Below are 15,824 nucleotides of genomic sequence, written 5' to 3' on the forward strand. Positions count from 1 at the left end.
TTGAAGCTTATACAAATGATGTAATCCATTTTTTGATAAGCTAATGGCATAATTTTAGCTATACCGAGATTATAAAATACAGAAATGATCCGGAGCTTGTTTTTACTAATTATTAGTTTATCATCATTATTTAGTCCTAAAGCCTTTCAGGCTGATATTATTGATGATTTGTCTTCGTATTTTAAATCGAGTAACGCTAAAGAAATTGCAAAAAATTTCGCATCAACTATTGAACTTATCATTATTGATGATGAAGATGTATACTCAAAAGCACAGGGAGAACAAATATTACGAGATTTTTTCATCAAACATCCGCCAGTAAAAACAAGTATTTTCCACAAAATTAATACTAATCCTAACTACCGTTTCGGTGTGATTCTTTTAAGCACTTCAAAAGAGACTTTTAGAGTTTCAGTAACCATGAAGAAATTGAATAGTAATTTTTTAATTACCGAATTGCGAATCGAACCTGCAAAGGATTAACCAATTCTTAGTCTTCCTATGCCCCTTAGAGGAGGAAAGGGCAATCACAAAATTTTTTTCTTCAGACAAGAGTCAACAAAATTATAGCCAATGAAGAGCTAACGATGATTTTCGATGGCCAAATAATAGGTTAAGCGTCAGTTTTAAATCTGTCAGTAAATTGTCTGCTAACAATTAATTCTTATTTTTGCCCCTTAAAATCTATATTTTGGATATTCAACTTATACATCAGTTCATAAAAAATGCATTAATCGAAGATGTTGGCGATGGCGATCATACTTCATTATCAACTATTCCAGCCGGAACTTTAGGGAAGGCCAAATTGATTATCAAAGAAGATGGCATTTTAGCGGGTATGGAACTAGCAGTAGAAATTTTTAAGGAGGTAGATGCCGATTTAAAAGTTGATGTATTGATCAATGATGGCGCTAGTGTTAAATTCGGAGATATTGGTTTAACGGTATCAGGAAGTACACATTCCATTCTTATAGCAGAACGCCTGGTATTAAATTGCATGCAAAGAATGAGCGGAATAGCAACTAAAACCAATCGCATTGTTTCGCTTTTAAAAGGGACGAAAACCAAAATTTTAGATACTCGTAAAACTACCCCGGGTTTGCGCTATCTGGAAAAATGGGCGGTAAGGATTGGTGGAGGTGTAAATCATAGAATTGGTTTATACGACATGATTTTGATTAAAGATAACCATGTGGATTATGCTGGCGGTATTTCAAATGCAATTGGAGCCGCTCAAAAATATCTTAAAGACAACCAAAAATCGCTACAAATTGAGATTGAAGTGAGGAATATTGAGGAGTTAACTGCAGTATTAGCAATTGGTGGTGTTGATCGCATCATGTTGGATAATTTTAGCTTCGATCATTTAAGAGCTGCCGTAAAACTCATAGATGGCAGGTTTATCACCGAAGCATCGGGTGGAATTACGGAAGAGAACGTTGCTGAATATGCAGCCTGTGGTGTAGATTTTATATCAATGGGCGCACTTACACATTCTGTTAAAAGTTTAGACATTAGTTTAAAGGCATACTAAATGATTTGCTATAAAATGGAAGGCTTATTTTTTGTATCATTGTAGGCTATGGTTACGGTTTATTCTCTCAGTGCATTATTAGTTGCCTATCTTTTTGGATCAATACCAACTGCTGTATGGCTCGGTCAGGCGTTTTATGGCGTTGATGTAAGGGAATATGGAAGTGGAAATGCAGGTGCTACCAACACATTCAGGGTGTTGGGTAAGAAAGCTGGTATAGCCGTAATGATTATTGATATTGCTAAAGGCTACACCGCTACGAATTTAGCTTATCTAATTGGCATGTCTGTTACTGGCCCTCAAAATTCAGTTGTTTTTGTAAATTACCAATTGGCGCTTGGCGTAACCGCAGTGATGGGCCACTTATTCCCTGTTTTCGCCGGTTTTCGTGGGGGAAAAGGCGTTGCCACTCTTTTTGGAATGATTTTGGCAGTTAACTTTGAGGCATCTATGCTTTGTGTTCTGGTTTTTGTGGTTGTGCTATTATTAACGAAATATGTATCCTTAAGCTCCATTTGTGCAGGTTTTACATTTCCATTAAGCGTCGTTTTTTTGTTTCAGGTTTCTATAAAATCTGAAGTGTTATATGGAATGGTTGTATGTATTTTGATTTTAGTTACCCACCAAAAAAATCTCGAGAGATTGCTTAAAGGCAAAGAGTCAAAAGTGTATTTGTTTAAGAAAAAAACTGGTTAATTAACAAAAACACATTCACTCAAAACATATTTGTTGTCTTGCTGTTTACTAATTCGGCTTGCAAAACAAGTATTACTGATCATTTAAATTCTCATTATGAAAAAGTTATTTTTAACAGCAAGTGTTGCTGGTACTCTATTATTTAATTCGTGTTCTACAGTTCCGTTAACTGGCAGAAGCAGACTTAGCTTGGTAGACGATAGTTCATTGCAACAACAAGCTGCAATAGGATATCAACAATTATTAAGTGATCCTCAAACTAAAGTAGTTGCATCTAACAACAGCAACGCCGCTATGGTAAAGCGTGTGGGGCAAAAAATTGCTGCTGCCGTAACTCAATATATGAACCAGAACGGGTTTGGTGAACAGATTAAAAATTATAAATGGGAATATAACTTAATTGATAGTAAGGAAATAAATGCCTGGTGCATGCCAGGGGGAAAAATTGCCGTTTATACCGGTATTTTACCTGTAACGAAAGATGAAGCAGGTTTGGCTACCGTAATGGGCCATGAAGTTGCACATGCCATTGCTCAACATTCGGCAGAGCGGGCTTCGCAAATGCAGGCGGCACAAGTTGGAGGAGCATTAGTTGGAGCAGCATCTTCTAATTCGAAATATGCAGACTATATCAACCAGGCTTATGGTATTGGCGGGCAACTAACTATTCTAAAATATGGTAGAAACCAAGAATTAGAAGCCGATAAAATGGGTTTATCATTTATGGCAATGGCTGGTTATAACCCTAGTACTGCTATCGGTTTCTGGCAAAGAATGGCACAGGCTAGTGCAGGTTCGCAAAAACCACCAGCATTTTTAAGTACTCACCCTACAGATCAATCGCGTATTGCACAAATACAAAGAGATTTGCCAGAAGCGATGAAGTATTACAAAAAATAGAGTAGAAAGTATAAAGTATAAAGTAAAAAGTTAAAGGTGGAAAGATTTGCTCAGCAAAATTTCCACCTTTTTTGTTGGACGGAAAACAAGTTATTTGGCCTGCTGTTTTTAACTAATGACTAATGACTAATGACTAATGACTAATGACTAATGACTAATGACTAATGACTAATGACTAATGACTACCTAGCACTTTCAAAATTGCACTCGCCTTAAGTAAACATTCTTCGTATTCTTTTTCTGGATCGCATTGGTAAGTTATTGCTCCGCCAACCTGAAATGATAAGTATTTATTAGCTGAATTGTATAGAATACTTCTAATCACTACATTGAAATCGAAATCTCCATTAGGGCTGATACAGCCAAATGAGCCTGAGTAAACTCCTCTCTTTGTTTCTTCAGATTGTTCGATCAACTGCATGGCTTTAATTTTTGGTGCACCAGTCATTGAACCCATTGGGAAAGTATTTCGGATGGCATCGATAAAATGAACCTCATGATCGAGCTGACAACTTATAGTCGAAATCATTTGATGTACCTGTGGGAAACTGTAGATGCCGAACAGCTCTTCCACTTTTACTGAACCTTTAACCGCTGATTTGGTCAAATCGTGACGAACCAAATCTACAATCATCACATTTTCTGACTGTTCCTTCACGTCGTGTCTGAGTCGGATTTTGATGTTCTCATCTTCACTTGGGTTTTCATTTCTCCTTGCCGTACCTTTAATAGGTTGCGAAATTAACTTCGGTCCCCGTTTGCAAAGAAAACGCTCTGGAGTAGCTGATAAGATATATTGATTGTAAACTTTGAAATATCCGGCAAATGGAGTAGGAGAAATCTTATTTAGTAGACTGAAAGTTTCCACAGGGTTAATTTCTGCATTCTCGGCAAAAAACTCCTGACAGAAATTGACTTCGTAGATGTCGCCACGAAGAATGTGGTCTTTGAGTTTTTCGACGCTTTCTATATATTGATTCCGGCTAATTCTTTGGTTAATGTTTACCTGCTGTTCTATAACCTTTTCTGGTGGATTAAAATTATCGATTTCGTCTAACAATGAATCTGATCCAATTAAAACATCCGCTTTGCCATCTTTAAAGGCAATCAAATACTTCGGAATGAAAAAGTATAAATCTGGAAAATTTAAGTGATCGATGTTATTCGATTCAAGATTTTCAATTTCATTTTTAAGGTCGTAGCTGAAGAAACCAAACATCCATTGTTTGTCTTTTTCATAAAACATTTTCAATGCTTCAAAAGCATTTTCGCTAGAATGTTGCAGCTCTTCTTGAACACCAGCAGCGATAATAAAATCGTATGCCGAATAAGTATCTATATATTGGTTTGAATCTAAAAAGCAGCAAACTTCGAATTGGTTTGCCCAATGCAAAGCTTTTTGTTTAAAAGCAGATTTGGTTTGTGAGGTTTTCAAGCTGCGGCAAAGGTAACTAAACCCGACATAAGTGGAAAGCTCCCGAAGCACATTCTTTCAATTTCAACTAAGCTTTCAAACGGGACTTGAAACATTGGCGGGAGTAACGTTGATAGTAGCGGTTGCTGAGCTTTCCAAATAAAAAAAGCAACCCAAAATGGATTGCTTTAACGTTTTTATGGTTAGCTAATGAAACGATCTCTCCGTTACAGTCGAGATGAGTAGCCTACTAGCGTAATTCTAAAGTTTGTGCTCTATCTGGTCCTACTGATAGGAACTTAATTGGCACTTCTAATTCTTTTTCCAAGAATGCGATGTAATCGTTCAATTTCGCTGGAATCTCTTCAACAGAAGTAATTTTGGTTACATCTGTAGCCCAACCTTCAATTGCTTTCAACACCGGTTTTGGTTCAATCGAAATGATATCGTAAGGCATGTAATCGATCGTTTCACCATTATATTCGTAATGAGTACAAGCGTAAATCGTATCGAAAGTGTCCAATACATCGGCTTTCATCATAATTAATTCGGTAACACCGTTCAGCATGATTGCATATTTTAATGCAGGAAGATCGATCCAGCCACAACGACGGGCACGGCCTGTAGTTGCGCCAAATTCGTGACCTAAAGCACGAAGGTTTTCACCCACTTCGTTATCTAATTCGGTTGGGAAAGGACCGCCGCCAACACGCGTACAATATGCTTTGAAAATACCATAAACTGCACCAACTTTGTTTGGCGCAATGCCTAAACCTGTACAAGCACCTGCAGTGGTAGTGTTGCTCGAAGTTACGAACGGATATGAACCGAAATCAACATCTAACAAGGTACCTTGCGCACCTTCTGCCAAAACCGCTTTCCCTTCTCTTAGATAGCCATTAACAAAATGCTCGCTATCTACATGAGGTATACTTTTCAGGAATTCAATTGCTTCAAAGAAAGAAGCTTCTTTTTCAGTCAAATCATATTCGAAACCTTCATAATGCGAAAGAATTTCAGTATGTTTTTCTACCAACTTGGCATAACGCTCTTTAAAATCAGGAAGTGTGGTATCACCAACGCGTAAACCATTACGGCCGGTTTTATCCATATAAGTTGGACCGATACCTTTTAATGTCGAGCCAATTTTATTCTTACCCATCCGAGCCTCGTTAGCGGCATCCAATAATTGGTGGGTTGGTAAAATTAAGTGTGCTTTACGGGCAATCACCAATTTGCCTTCGGCAACCGGATCATGACCAGCTTTTTTTAAATTATCTAGCTCTCTTTTTAAAATGATTGGATCGATAACTACTCCATTACCAATAAGGTTCATGGTTTTTTCGTTGAAAATTCCTGATGGGATAGTGTTTAAAACGAATTTTTTACCATCGAACTCTAAAGTATGTCCGGCATTTGGGCCACCCTGAAAACGGGCAATAAGATCATATTTTGGACTGAGTACATCAACGATTTTTCCCTTTCCTTCGTCGCCCCATTGTAGGCCGAGAAGTACATCTACTTGCGTCATTATTAAAAATTTAAGCTGGTTTTATTGTGGATTGATTTAATTTGCTTCAAGCTTTGCCGCTCCGGCAGTTTCATTTACTTTTCTGGCCATGCTGCAATCTGAGCAAAAACCATACAGGTTTAAAGAGTGGTGTTTTACGTCAAATTTTAAAAGGTCACCCACCATTGTTTGAATTTGGTGAATACGGGGATCGCAAAATTCTACAACCTTTCCGCACTCAATACAAATCACGTGATCGTGTTGACGATAGCCATAAGATTTTTCGAATTGCGCCATGTTTTTACCAAACTGGTGTTTGGTAACCAGATCACACGAAACCAATAATTCCAGCGTGTTATAAACCGTAGCACGGCTTACGCGATACTTCTGGTTTTTCATGTGGATGTAAAGGGTTTCAACATCAAAGTGATCATTTCGGGAATATATTTCTTCCAGGATAGCGAAACGCTCAGGTGTTTTCCGTAGATTTTTGTTCTCTAAATAAGCCTCAAAAATCTTGCGAACGAGCTCATTTGTATTTTGTTCAGACATAGTTTTTAAACTCCGTTCAAAGGTAGTTAAATTGTTTGACTGTTTAATTTTTAGATTGTTGAAATGTTGTAATAAGTCCGAAGGTATCAGCCCTTGGTCGACAGTCATGAATCAAAAAACATTTCGATTTGCGAACTAGACTTCGGACTTATTATGCATCAAACCGGGTTACTCCTGTAACGCCTTTCACTTTTAACAAATTCCTAATCAGGTTCTCCAAATGTTCGGTGTCATTTACAAAGATCATAATAGAACCGTCAAAAATCCCTTCGTTCGTATCAACCGTAATCGATCTCATGTTAACTTTAAAGTCTGTTGAAATTACCCTCGTGATGTTATTGATTAATCCCACATCATCGATTCCAACAATACGCAGCCCTGTTAAGAAGGTTAATTCTTGCTGTTTATTCCACTTCGCTTTTACTACACGGTAGCCGTAATTAGCCATCAGTTGTGCCGCATTAGGGCAATTTGTCCTGTGGATTTTTATGCCATCACTAACCGTAATAAAACCAAAAACGTCATCGCCAGGAATGGGATTACAGCATGCGGCAAGCGTATAATCAATACGCTGCATATCTTCGCCAATCAAAAGAATATCAGAATCACCGCCTTTTATTTTATTTTTGATCCCATCAACAGATAGGTTTTCAGGGCGTTCTGGCGCACGGCTCTCTACTTCTTTCTCCGTATTTAGATACTCCTTAATGTCTTTAAGCTCAATTTTCCCTAAAGCCACATTGACAAAAAGCTCTTGTGTTGATGGCAGTTTAAAGAAATAGCTCAGTTTCTGCAAGTTGTCAGTATTGTAAGTGATCTTCAAAGATTTAAGTTTACGTTCTAAAATCTCCTTGCCATTATCAGCAATTTTGCGTTTTTCTTCTTTTAAAGATGATTTAATTTTTGACTTTGCCTTCGCCGTAACCACAATATTCAGCCAGTCTTCTTTTGGAGTCTGCTTACTGGAAGTAATAATCTCTACCTGATCTCCATTTTGGAGCTTGTAAGAAATTGGAACTAATTTGTGGTTAACCTTTGCTCCAATGCAGGTAGCGCCCACGCCGGTATGAATTTCGAAGGCAAAATCTAAAGCGGTAGCACCTAAAGGCAATTGAATTAATGCTCCTTTTGGTGTAAAGATGAAAATCTCATCTGAAAACAGATTCATTTTAAAATCATCAAGAAAATCCAAAGCATTGGCTTCCGGATTATTAAGCATTTCTCTAACTTTTTGAATCCATTGATCCAAACCGTTATCATTGCTCGATTCCTTGTATTTCCAGTGGGCTGCAAAACCTTTTTCGGCAATTTCATTCATCCGTTGCGTACGGATTTGCACTTCTACCCATTGCCCACGAGGCCCCATTACCGTGGTATGCAAACTTTCGTAACCATTTCCTTTTGGCGAAGAAACCCAGTCGCGTAAACGGTCGGGGTTTGGGCGATAAAGGTCGGTTACGATAGAATAAGCTTTCCAGCAATCGGCTTTTTCGTTTTCGTAAGCGCTATCCAAAATAATCCTAATGGCAAAAAGATCATAAACTTCCTCGAAAGGAATGTTTTTCTTTTTCATCTTATTCCAGATCGAATGAATAGATTTTGGACGGCCATATACATCGGCTACTAAACCCTGCTCATGAACGATCTCGTCAATCGGCTCAACAAATTTTTTGATGAATAATGCCCTTTCTGCCTTTTTCTCGTTTAGTTTTTTTGCAATAAATTTATAGGTATCAGGATCAAGATATTTCATCGAAAGATCTTCCAATTCTGATTTTATAGCGTATAAACCTAGTCGATGGGCGAGTGGAGCATATAGGTATATCGTTTCCGATGCGATTTTAAGTTGCTTATGGCGAGGCATAAAATCCATAGTGCGCATGTTATGCAAACGATCTGCAAGTTTGATCAGAATTACCCGAACATCATCCGCCAGCGTAAGCAACATCTTACGGAAATTCTCTGCCTGTAAAGAACTATTGGTATCGAAAACGCCTGAAATTTTGGTTAATCCATCAATAATTTTCGCAGTTTTCTTGCCAAATTCACGCTCAATGTCTTCTAAAGTAATGTCAGTATCTTCCACCACATCGTGAAGCAGGGCACAAACAATTGAGGTAGTACCTAAGCCAATTTCTTCTGCAGCAATTTGAGCTACAGCAATTGGATGATAAATATAAGGTTCGCCAGATTTTCGACGCATGTCTTTATGGCTTTCCAATGCCATATCAAAAGCTTTTCGAATCTCTTTTTTATCTCCTTTTTGCAGGGTAGATTTGCTTGCCCTCAGTAATGCCCTATATCTTTTAAGAATCTCTTGCTTTTCCGCCTCTAAATCAATCACTAACTCTGTTTTCATTTGTTTTTTTTGCGTAAAAATTTTCGTCTTATCTATTAATAAAACTTATATTAGTTCTGTTGAACGACTAATATATGAAATAACACCTAACTTTGTGAAGGTATAAATTTATGAAATTTAAAGGGCTAATCATTCTGTTTATTGTCATGATTTTTAGTGAAAAGCTAAAAGCTCAAGACCCTGTCCAACCGGTTTTTCCAAAACTGGGAAAAGCAGATACCATTCGTGTAGCATCAACAAATGATAATGGTGTGATGATTCCCTGGATGCAGCTGTTGGATGTGAGTATTTACGCAAACAGAATCTGGAAATCGCCTGCAGAGAAAGCTGCCTATAATCGCTTGCGTTACAACGTTTTAAAAGTTATGCCTTATGCTAAATTCGCGAAACGGAGATATGAGCAATTAGAGGAGGAAATAGCAAGAACACCTGAAAAGAGAGAACAAAAAAAATTGGTTAAACAGTGTGATAAGGAAATTAAAGACATGTTTAACCGCGAAATAAAGGAGTTAACCATTACGCAGGGACAAATACTTACTAAGCTTATTGACAGGGAAGTGGGCCGAACCACTTATGATATTGTTAAGCAAACCAAGGGTGGGTTCGCTGCATTCTCTTATCAGATTGTGGCCAGAGTAGTGGGGCATAATTTAAAAAGCACCTATAATCCTAACGAAGATAGAGATATAGAATCGATCATTCGTACTTCTGGATTTTATCAATAATCTAATGCAAAAAAGCATTCCTAATATTTATTCCTTTAAAGTTAAAAAGATCAATGGTGAAGATCAGCCTTTATCGGCTTATCGAAATAAAGTTGTTTTGATTGTAAACACTGCGTCTGAGTGCGGCTTTACTCCGCAGTTGAAAGAGCTGCAGCAATTGAAGGACGAAATCGATCATCCTGACTTCGAGATTTTAGGTTTCCCTACGAATGATTTTGGCAAACAAGAACCGCTAGATGGATCAGATATAGTCAGTTTTTGCGAAGTTAATCATGGCGCAAAATTTCCGGTTTTCGATAAAATTATGGTTCGTGGCGCAAATGCACATCCGCTTTATCTCTTTTTAAGTGAGAAGAAGCAGAATGGTAAGCTAAACGCTAAACCCCGGTGGAATTTTCATAAATATCTTTTGAATAGAAAGGGAGAGTTGGTTGATTTCTATTTTCCATTCACTAAACCTTTGAGTTCGAAAATCAAAAAGAAAGTCCATCAACTATTGAATGAAAATTCCAATCATAAATAATGAAGTTAGATATTTTAGTGATAGCCGTTCATCCTGATGATGCAGAGCTTTGCTGCTCAGGAACTATTTTAAAGCACATTGCCTTAGGTAAAAAAGTTGGAATTGTAGATTTAACACGTGGTGAATTAGGAACCCGTGGAACCGCAGAAACCAGAGATGAAGAAGCCGCAGATTCTGCTAAAATTTTAGGACTGCACGCACGCGAAAATCTTTGGCTTCGCGACGGATTTTTTCAAAACGATGAGTTTCATAGGCTCGAAGTGATCAAAATGATCAGAAAGTACCAGCCTGAAATTATTTTAAGCAATGCACTCGAAGATCGTCATCCAGATCATGGTAGGGCAGGAGATTTGGTGTACGATTCTGTTTTTTTATCAGGACTCCCTAAAATAGAAACTGAATTAGATGGTGTAAACCAGGCGGCTCACCGACCAAGATTGCTATTGCAATATATTCAAGATCGTTATTTAAAGCCAGATATTATCGTTGATATTTCTGATCACATTGATAAAAAAATTGAATCCATTAAAGCTTTCAAAACGCAATTCTATAATCCTGATGTAGATGGATTACAAACTTATATTTCTTCGCCAGAGTTTTTTGAAACTGTAATTGGTCGGTCGAGGGAGTTTGGTAAAAGCATTGGCGCTACTTTTGGCGAGGGTTTTACTTCAAGGAAATTACTAGGCGTTGATAATTTATTTGACTTGAGGTAATGCTAAAATTATTTAACCGCAAAGAAAAGGAAGTATTCGCAAAGAACACTAAGGCAAACTTTTTATAAAGCATTTTTCTACTCTTCTTTGGATAGACTTTGCTCTGTTTGTGGTTAACTCGCAAGTTCCAACAAAACCGTCACTCATTTGTTATTCTCAAAACGAATAATAATGGCGAATATATTCTCTTCACTTAAAAATGCGTACAATCTCTTTAAACACGTAGATTTTGCTAAGTTAGATGCTTTATCGAAAAAAGTTGACTTGCCTAAAATGGTCGAAACCATTTCAAATCTTGATCATAAGCAAATATCGGGAATGATGAAAATGATGGGTGGAAGCTCTGGTAAAAAGAAAGAATTGCCACCAATTGAAGGTGATTTTTATCATTTGGGAGATGAAGCTCTGAAGGATGAAGACAGGGCTTTGCAATTAAAGGTGAGGGCTTTTTTAGAGAAAGAAGTCAAGCCAATTGTAAATCATTACTGGAATAAGGCAGAATTTCCTTTCGAAATTATCCCTAAACTCGCTGAGCTTAATATCTGTGGCTTAACTTATCAAGGTTATGGCTGTCCCGGAAAATCGAATTTGATGGAGGGGATTTTGGCAATGGAAATGGCCAGAATCGATACTTCGATATCTACCTTTTTTGGCGTTCAAAGTGGTTTAGCCATGGGTTCTATTTATTTATGCGGCTCGGAAGAACAAAAACAAAAATGGCTGCCGCTTATGCAGCAGTTCAAAATTATAGGCGCCTTTGGTTTAACAGAACCTGAAGTTGGCTCAGCTGCTGCAGGTGGTTTAACAACAACCTGCAGAAATGTGGGCGGTAAATGGATTTTAAACGGACAAAAGAAGTGGATCGGTAATGCAACTTTTGCCGATATTTTAATCATTTGGGCTCGTGATGAAGCCGACAATGAAGTAAAAGGCTTTATCGTAAAAAAGGACAATCCGGGTTTTGCAGTAGAAAAGATGCAGGACAAAATGGCCCTTCGCATCGTTCAAAATGGAATCATTACGTTAACCAACTGTGAAGTGATGGAGGTAGATCGCCTACAAAATGCCAATTCATTTAAAGATACAGCAAAGGTTTTGCAAATGACAAGAGCAGGTGTAGCCTGGCAGGCCGTTGGCTGTGCCCGTGGTGCTTACGAAAATGCGCTGGAATATACCAGAACCCGAAAACAATTCGGGAAACCCATTGCATCGTTTCAGTTAATCCAGAATCATTTGGTAGAAATGTTATCGAATTTGACTGCGATGCAAACGCTGTGTTTTCGGCTTTCGCAATTGCAAGACCAAGGCCTTTTGAAAGACGAACATGCCTCGCTAGCGAAGGTTTTCTGCTCCTTACGTACCCGTGACGTAGTAAGCAAAGCCCGGGAAGTAATGGGAGGGAATGGAATTTTATTGGAGTATAATGTGGCCCGCTTTGTGGCCGACGCAGAAGCCATTTACTCGTATGAAGGTACTAAAGAGATTAACACACTAATTGTAGGTAGAGCGATTACCGGGTTTTCGGCATTTGTATAAGCACGATGAATTTGTTGCTTGGTGTTTGATTTGGAAATGAAAGTCAGTCTTTCATAGGTCCTTTAGTCCCGCCATTCGCTGTAGTCCCGATGAAAAATCGGGAGCTGCCGCTACTGTCTGGTTTATTGAACTTTGTTCTGCTTTTCAAACGGTGGGTCTGTTTACCCAAAAAGCATCAAACTTTATTTATAAACCCGGGTGGACGGATGCCGGTTTTTCACCGGCAGGAGGGGAAACCGGGCTGAAAATGCCAAAAGTTTCAAACCGATTATTTCCAGATAATTAACCTATTATTTTTCTGTCTGTGAGGGCACATACCGAGGGAAAAAGCATTAGAATTCCCACCTGCCTGGGAAGAACGATTTTAAAATGGATACTTATTAAGTACCGCCTGGCTCATTGCACTTTTCTCGTATAAGGCGATGCATGATTTATTAAATTGGGGATCAAAGTTTACTTCTCCTGGCTGCAGTGTTTGAGGCACATTTGCGCTTTCCATAAAGAAGTAAACTTTGGTATTCCCATATTTGGTGTGTGGCATTAAATTACCATAATCTTCTATTTCTTTCCAAATGGAATCTTTAACAGTAACTACGTAAATACGCTGTATGGGGCCAGTATTATTTGCATTTCTATATTTCACTATTTCTTTAAATCCAGCATTCATATCTTCAATTCCAGGTTGGTTAAAAGTATCTTTAACCATAAGGAAAACTAAAATTACAACCGCTCCTGAAACCAAATAGATAAGTGATTTTCTGCTCATGGCTACAATAAAGGCAATATTTTTTCCATAACCGTCAGGCCTTCGTCAATATGTTTTTGTTCTATGCAAAGTGCTGGGCGGAAGCGAATTGTTTTCTCTCCACAACCCAAAAACATAACGTTTTGTGCTAGTCCTTTGCTAAGAAAATCATTCCGCATTTCTTTATTTGGAAAGTCGAAAGAGCAGAGTAATCCCCGGCCACGAACGTTGCTCATTTTATCGAATTTATGGGCAAACGTGGAGAGGTTATCCTTAAGGTATGCTCCAACCTGAGCCGAGTTCTCGCATAATTTATCTTCTTCAACTATCTGAAGAATTTGCGATGAGCGAACCATATCTACCAAATTTCCTCCCCATGTTGAATTGATTCTGCTTGGCACTTTAAATACGTTTGTTTCAATCTGATCTACCTTGTTCCCAACTAAAATACCGCAAACCTGCATTTTTTTCCCAAATGCAACAATATCTGGTTGAGCTTTTTCACTGAAGTGCTGGTGACACCAAAATTTTCCTGTTAAGCCAACTCCGGTTTGAACCTCATCAAAAATCAAGAAAGCATCATTTTCATCGGCCAGTGTTTTGAGTTGAATTAAAAATTCCTCACGTAAGTGATTATCGCCGCCTTCAGATTGAATGGGCTCGATGATAATAGCACATATATCGTCCTTATTTTCAGCGAAGGCTTTTTTAATTTGTGCAATAGAATCTTCTTCGGTTTGGATAGCACGATCTAAATTGCTGTCTGAAAGGGGAAATTTAACATCGGGAATAGAAACCCTGGGCCAGTCGAATTTGGCAAACCATTTCGTTTTATCTGGTAGTGTATTTGTTAAACTCAAAGTATAGCCAGACCTTCCATGAAAAGCTCTTTCGAAGTGCAAAACTTTAAAGCCTTTTTCTTCGGTATGACCCTTGGCAAAGTTTTTCTGCACTTTCCAGTCCATAGCTACCTTAATTGCATTTTCTACGGCCAATGCACCACCAGCAATAAAAAAGGCGTGGGGCAAATAATCCGGAATGCCAACCCTTGAAAAAGTTTCTAAAAACTGGGCGTATTGTTGTGTGTATACATCAGAATTTGAGGGGTTTGCCATGGCAGCCAACAACAAGTTTTTCTTAAAGCTTTCGTCGTTAACCATTTTTGGATGATTATATCCTAGTGGCACTGACGCAAAGCAGGTAAAAAAATCAAGTAGTGTTCTATTGTGTTTTGAGTCATATATATATGCACCCTGGCTTTTCTCCATATCATAGGTCAGGTCGAAACCATCGGCCAAAATGTGTTTACTAAGAGACTCGTTAACGCGATCCGCGGGTACTGTTAATTGATACATAAATTTGGTTTTGGTGTAAATCAAATTTAGTTAAATGTGCCTAAAATCAAAATTTAAGCACTTTTTGTACCATCAATGCAAAAAATAGGTTTAAACAGTTTAAAGTACGATTATAGACAAAAACATGTTTTAGACTTCTTTAATGTGGAAAACTTTTTTGGTAGAAACGGCATGATTCCGCTAAAATTTAGTGCTTTGAAATACAAAAATATCTTTTTCTGCAAAAGCATTTGCCTTCGCACAATGAACTAAAACTTATCTTTCATTCCCAGTATTCCCAGTAAACCGCCGGTATGAATGGCTAATATTTTATCCGTTGCTTTAATTGCACCTTTCTTCTGAAGATCAAGGATGGAATAAAACATTTTTGCCGTGTAAACTGGATCAATTAATATTCCGGTTTGAGCGGTAAAGCTTTTAATGAATGCTATTAATTCAGGTTGCGTTTTGGCATAACCACCAAAATGATATGTGGTATGCAGGTTGAGATTTTCGGAGATTTTAGTGTATTTAGAAATTTCTTCAAGAATAAATTCTCCACCTTTTAATACGGGTATCACATGGAGTTGAGTATTCAGGCTCTTATTTTGTATCGCTTTTAACAGGCCAGCAGCTGTCGTTCCTGTTCCTGCTGCAACAAAGATGTGGTCGTAAGTTTCTCTTAGTTCATCAACAATCTCTGCGCAACCCTTCACGGCTTCTGTCGATGCGCCACCTTCATCAAGAAAATAGGCATTATTATCCTGGCCGAATTTTTTTTCGAACAATAACGGTTTATCCTTGTAACCTTCCCGATCAGTAAAAATGAGTTGCATCCCATACAGCGAACAAAGTAAAAGCATTTCGTTTTTAACTTCTTCTCCGCGAACGAATGCTGTAGATTGAAATCCAAATTTGGCTGCTGCCGCTGCAGTGGCTACCAAATGATTAGAATATGCGCCTCCGAAGGTAACCAAGTGGTTTTTATTCTGCCGAATGGTACTTTCTAAAATATATTTTAGTTTACGCCATTTGTTCCCAGAAATGTAAGGATCAATTAAATCATCTCGTTTAACAAATAGATTGCTAAATGGATTAATTTTTAAGTTTTGGACCGGACTGTAGATATTTTGAAACACCTGTAAAAATAAAAAACACCTGTTGAATGCAAGTGTTTTTTTTGGCGTTTTTTTTAGATTTACTCTACTTAAAGTATATTTTCCTAACTAAATAAGGAAAAAAATTAAGCACAATCTTAACGTTTTGAGTAAAATTTTTCA

15 protein-coding genes are annotated in these 15,824 nt (G+C 37.9%); 8 read left to right on the forward strand and 7 right to left on the reverse strand.

From position 1 onward, the window contains the following. Window positions 1-96 precede the first annotated feature (96 nt). The 4 genes from OQZ33_RS22135 (at window position 97) to OQZ33_RS22150 (ending at window position 3,130) form a co-directional block, all read left to right on the forward strand. A complete protein-coding gene (locus OQZ33_RS22135; RefSeq protein WP_265801670.1) occupies window positions 97-483 on the forward strand; it encodes a DUF4783 domain-containing protein in 387 nt (128 codons plus the stop codon). Window positions 484-691: 208 nt separating this feature from the next. Continuing rightward, window positions 692-1,534, forward strand: a complete 843-nt coding sequence (nadC, locus tag OQZ33_RS22140) for a carboxylating nicotinate-nucleotide diphosphorylase (RefSeq protein WP_265801672.1) — start codon at window positions 692-694, stop codon at window positions 1,532-1,534. Between the two features lie 48 nt (window positions 1,535-1,582). Beyond that, window positions 1,583-2,230 carry a glycerol-3-phosphate 1-O-acyltransferase PlsY gene (plsY, locus tag OQZ33_RS22145; RefSeq protein WP_265801673.1) on the forward strand — a complete coding sequence of 216 codons (648 nt, stop codon included), beginning with the start codon at window positions 1,583-1,585 and terminating at the stop codon, window positions 2,228-2,230. Between the two features lie 96 nt (window positions 2,231-2,326). After that, window positions 2,327-3,130: a M48 family metallopeptidase gene (locus OQZ33_RS22150; RefSeq protein WP_265801675.1), complete on the forward strand. Its 804-nt coding sequence runs from the start codon at window positions 2,327-2,329 to the stop codon at window positions 3,128-3,130. Between the two features lie 175 nt (window positions 3,131-3,305). On the opposite strand, the gene OQZ33_RS22155 is transcribed toward OQZ33_RS22150, so the two are convergent. The 4 genes from OQZ33_RS22155 to OQZ33_RS22170 all read right to left on the reverse strand — a co-directional run bounded on the left by OQZ33_RS22155 (window position 3,306) and on the right by OQZ33_RS22170 (window position 8,965). Next, entirely contained in the window at window positions 3,306-4,565 is a 1,260-nt protein-coding gene (locus OQZ33_RS22155) for an anthranilate synthase component I family protein (protein WP_265801676.1), read from the reverse strand. 229 nt (window positions 4,566-4,794) lie between these two features. Beyond that, entirely contained in the window at window positions 4,795-6,075 is a 1,281-nt protein-coding gene (locus tag OQZ33_RS22160) for an adenylosuccinate synthase (protein WP_265801677.1), read from the reverse strand. Window positions 6,076-6,111: 36 nt separating this feature from the next. After that, complete coding sequence (locus OQZ33_RS22165) at window positions 6,112-6,606, reverse strand: Fur family transcriptional regulator (RefSeq protein ID WP_056851415.1); 495 nt, start codon at window positions 6,604-6,606, stop codon at window positions 6,112-6,114. Between the two features lie 151 nt (window positions 6,607-6,757). Then, entirely contained in the window at window positions 6,758-8,965 is a 2,208-nt protein-coding gene (locus OQZ33_RS22170; RefSeq protein ID WP_056851414.1) for a RelA/SpoT family protein, read from the reverse strand. Between the two features lie 110 nt (window positions 8,966-9,075). Between OQZ33_RS22170 and OQZ33_RS22175 the strand changes: the two genes are divergently transcribed. The 4 genes from OQZ33_RS22175 to OQZ33_RS22190 all read left to right on the forward strand — a co-directional run bounded on the left by OQZ33_RS22175 (window position 9,076) and on the right by OQZ33_RS22190 (window position 12,465). Beyond that, on the forward strand, window positions 9,076-9,690 hold the full coding sequence (locus OQZ33_RS22175; protein WP_056851413.1) for a DUF4294 domain-containing protein: 615 nt from the start codon (window positions 9,076-9,078) through the stop codon (window positions 9,688-9,690). 4 nt (window positions 9,691-9,694) lie between these two features. Beyond that, on the forward strand, window positions 9,695-10,213 hold the full coding sequence (locus OQZ33_RS22180; RefSeq protein WP_265801680.1) for a glutathione peroxidase: 519 nt from the start codon (window positions 9,695-9,697) through the stop codon (window positions 10,211-10,213). After that, the gene (gene bshB1, locus OQZ33_RS22185; RefSeq protein ID WP_265801682.1) at window positions 10,213-10,929 is read left to right on the forward strand and encodes a bacillithiol biosynthesis deacetylase BshB1; all 717 of its coding nucleotides are present in this window, start codon (window positions 10,213-10,215) and stop codon (window positions 10,927-10,929) included. The genes OQZ33_RS22180 and bshB1 overlap by 1 nt, the downstream gene beginning before the upstream one ends. Before the next feature lie 171 nt (window positions 10,930-11,100). Further along, a complete protein-coding gene (locus tag OQZ33_RS22190) occupies window positions 11,101-12,465 on the forward strand; it encodes an acyl-CoA dehydrogenase family protein (protein WP_265801683.1) in 1,365 nt (454 codons plus the stop codon). 364 nt (window positions 12,466-12,829) lie between these two features. Here OQZ33_RS22190 and OQZ33_RS22195 read toward each other — a convergent pair whose 3' ends face one another. From OQZ33_RS22195 to OQZ33_RS22205, 3 genes are all read right to left on the reverse strand, one after another. Beyond that, complete coding sequence (locus OQZ33_RS22195) at window positions 12,830-13,231, reverse strand: hypothetical protein (protein ID WP_265801684.1); 402 nt, start codon at window positions 13,229-13,231, stop codon at window positions 12,830-12,832. Window positions 13,232-13,233: 2 nt separating this feature from the next. Next, window positions 13,234-14,565 (reverse strand): L-lysine 6-transaminase, encoded by a 1,332-nt coding sequence (gene lat / locus OQZ33_RS22200; RefSeq protein ID WP_265801685.1) that lies wholly within the window; start codon window positions 14,563-14,565, stop codon window positions 13,234-13,236. Between the two features lie 248 nt (window positions 14,566-14,813). After that, on the reverse strand, window positions 14,814-15,683 hold the full coding sequence (locus OQZ33_RS22205) for a 1-aminocyclopropane-1-carboxylate deaminase/D-cysteine desulfhydrase (RefSeq protein ID WP_265801687.1): 870 nt from the start codon (window positions 15,681-15,683) through the stop codon (window positions 14,814-14,816). Window positions 15,684-15,824: the final 141 nt, after the last annotated feature.

It is taken from the genome of Pedobacter sp. MC2016-05 (assembly GCF_026239735.1).
In the GTDB taxonomy this organism is placed as follows: Bacteria; Bacteroidota; Bacteroidia; order Sphingobacteriales; family Sphingobacteriaceae; genus Pedobacter.

Bases quoted from the DNA above. Each gene is read 5' to 3' on its own strand.
- OQZ33_RS22175 (WP_056851413.1), top strand. From the start codon at position 9,076: ATGAAATTTAAAGGGCTAATCATTCTGTTTATTGTCATGATTTTTAGT.
- OQZ33_RS22160 (WP_265801677.1), bottom strand. From the start codon at position 6,075: ATGACGCAAGTAGATGTACTTCTCGGCCTACAATGGGGCGACGAAGGA.
- OQZ33_RS22165 (WP_056851415.1), bottom strand. From the start codon at position 6,606: ATGTCTGAACAAAATACAAATGAGCTCGTTCGCAAGATTTTTGAGGCT.
- bshB1 (WP_265801682.1), top strand. From the start codon at position 10,213: ATGAAGTTAGATATTTTAGTGATAGCCGTTCATCCTGATGATGCAGAG.
- OQZ33_RS22190 (WP_265801683.1), top strand. From the start codon at position 11,101: ATGGCGAATATATTCTCTTCACTTAAAAATGCGTACAATCTCTTTAAA.
- lat (WP_265801685.1), bottom strand. From the start codon at position 14,565: ATGTATCAATTAACAGTACCCGCGGATCGCGTTAACGAGTCTCTTAGT.
- OQZ33_RS22195 (WP_265801684.1), bottom strand. From the start codon at position 13,231: ATGAGCAGAAAATCACTTATCTATTTGGTTTCAGGAGCGGTTGTAATT.
- OQZ33_RS22150 (WP_265801675.1), top strand. From the start codon at position 2,327: ATGAAAAAGTTATTTTTAACAGCAAGTGTTGCTGGTACTCTATTATTT.
- OQZ33_RS22170 (WP_056851414.1), bottom strand. From the start codon at position 8,965: ATGAAAACAGAGTTAGTGATTGATTTAGAGGCGGAAAAGCAAGAGATT.
- OQZ33_RS22180 (WP_265801680.1), top strand. From the start codon at position 9,695: ATGCAAAAAAGCATTCCTAATATTTATTCCTTTAAAGTTAAAAAGATC.
- plsY (WP_265801673.1), top strand. From the start codon at position 1,583: ATGGTTACGGTTTATTCTCTCAGTGCATTATTAGTTGCCTATCTTTTT.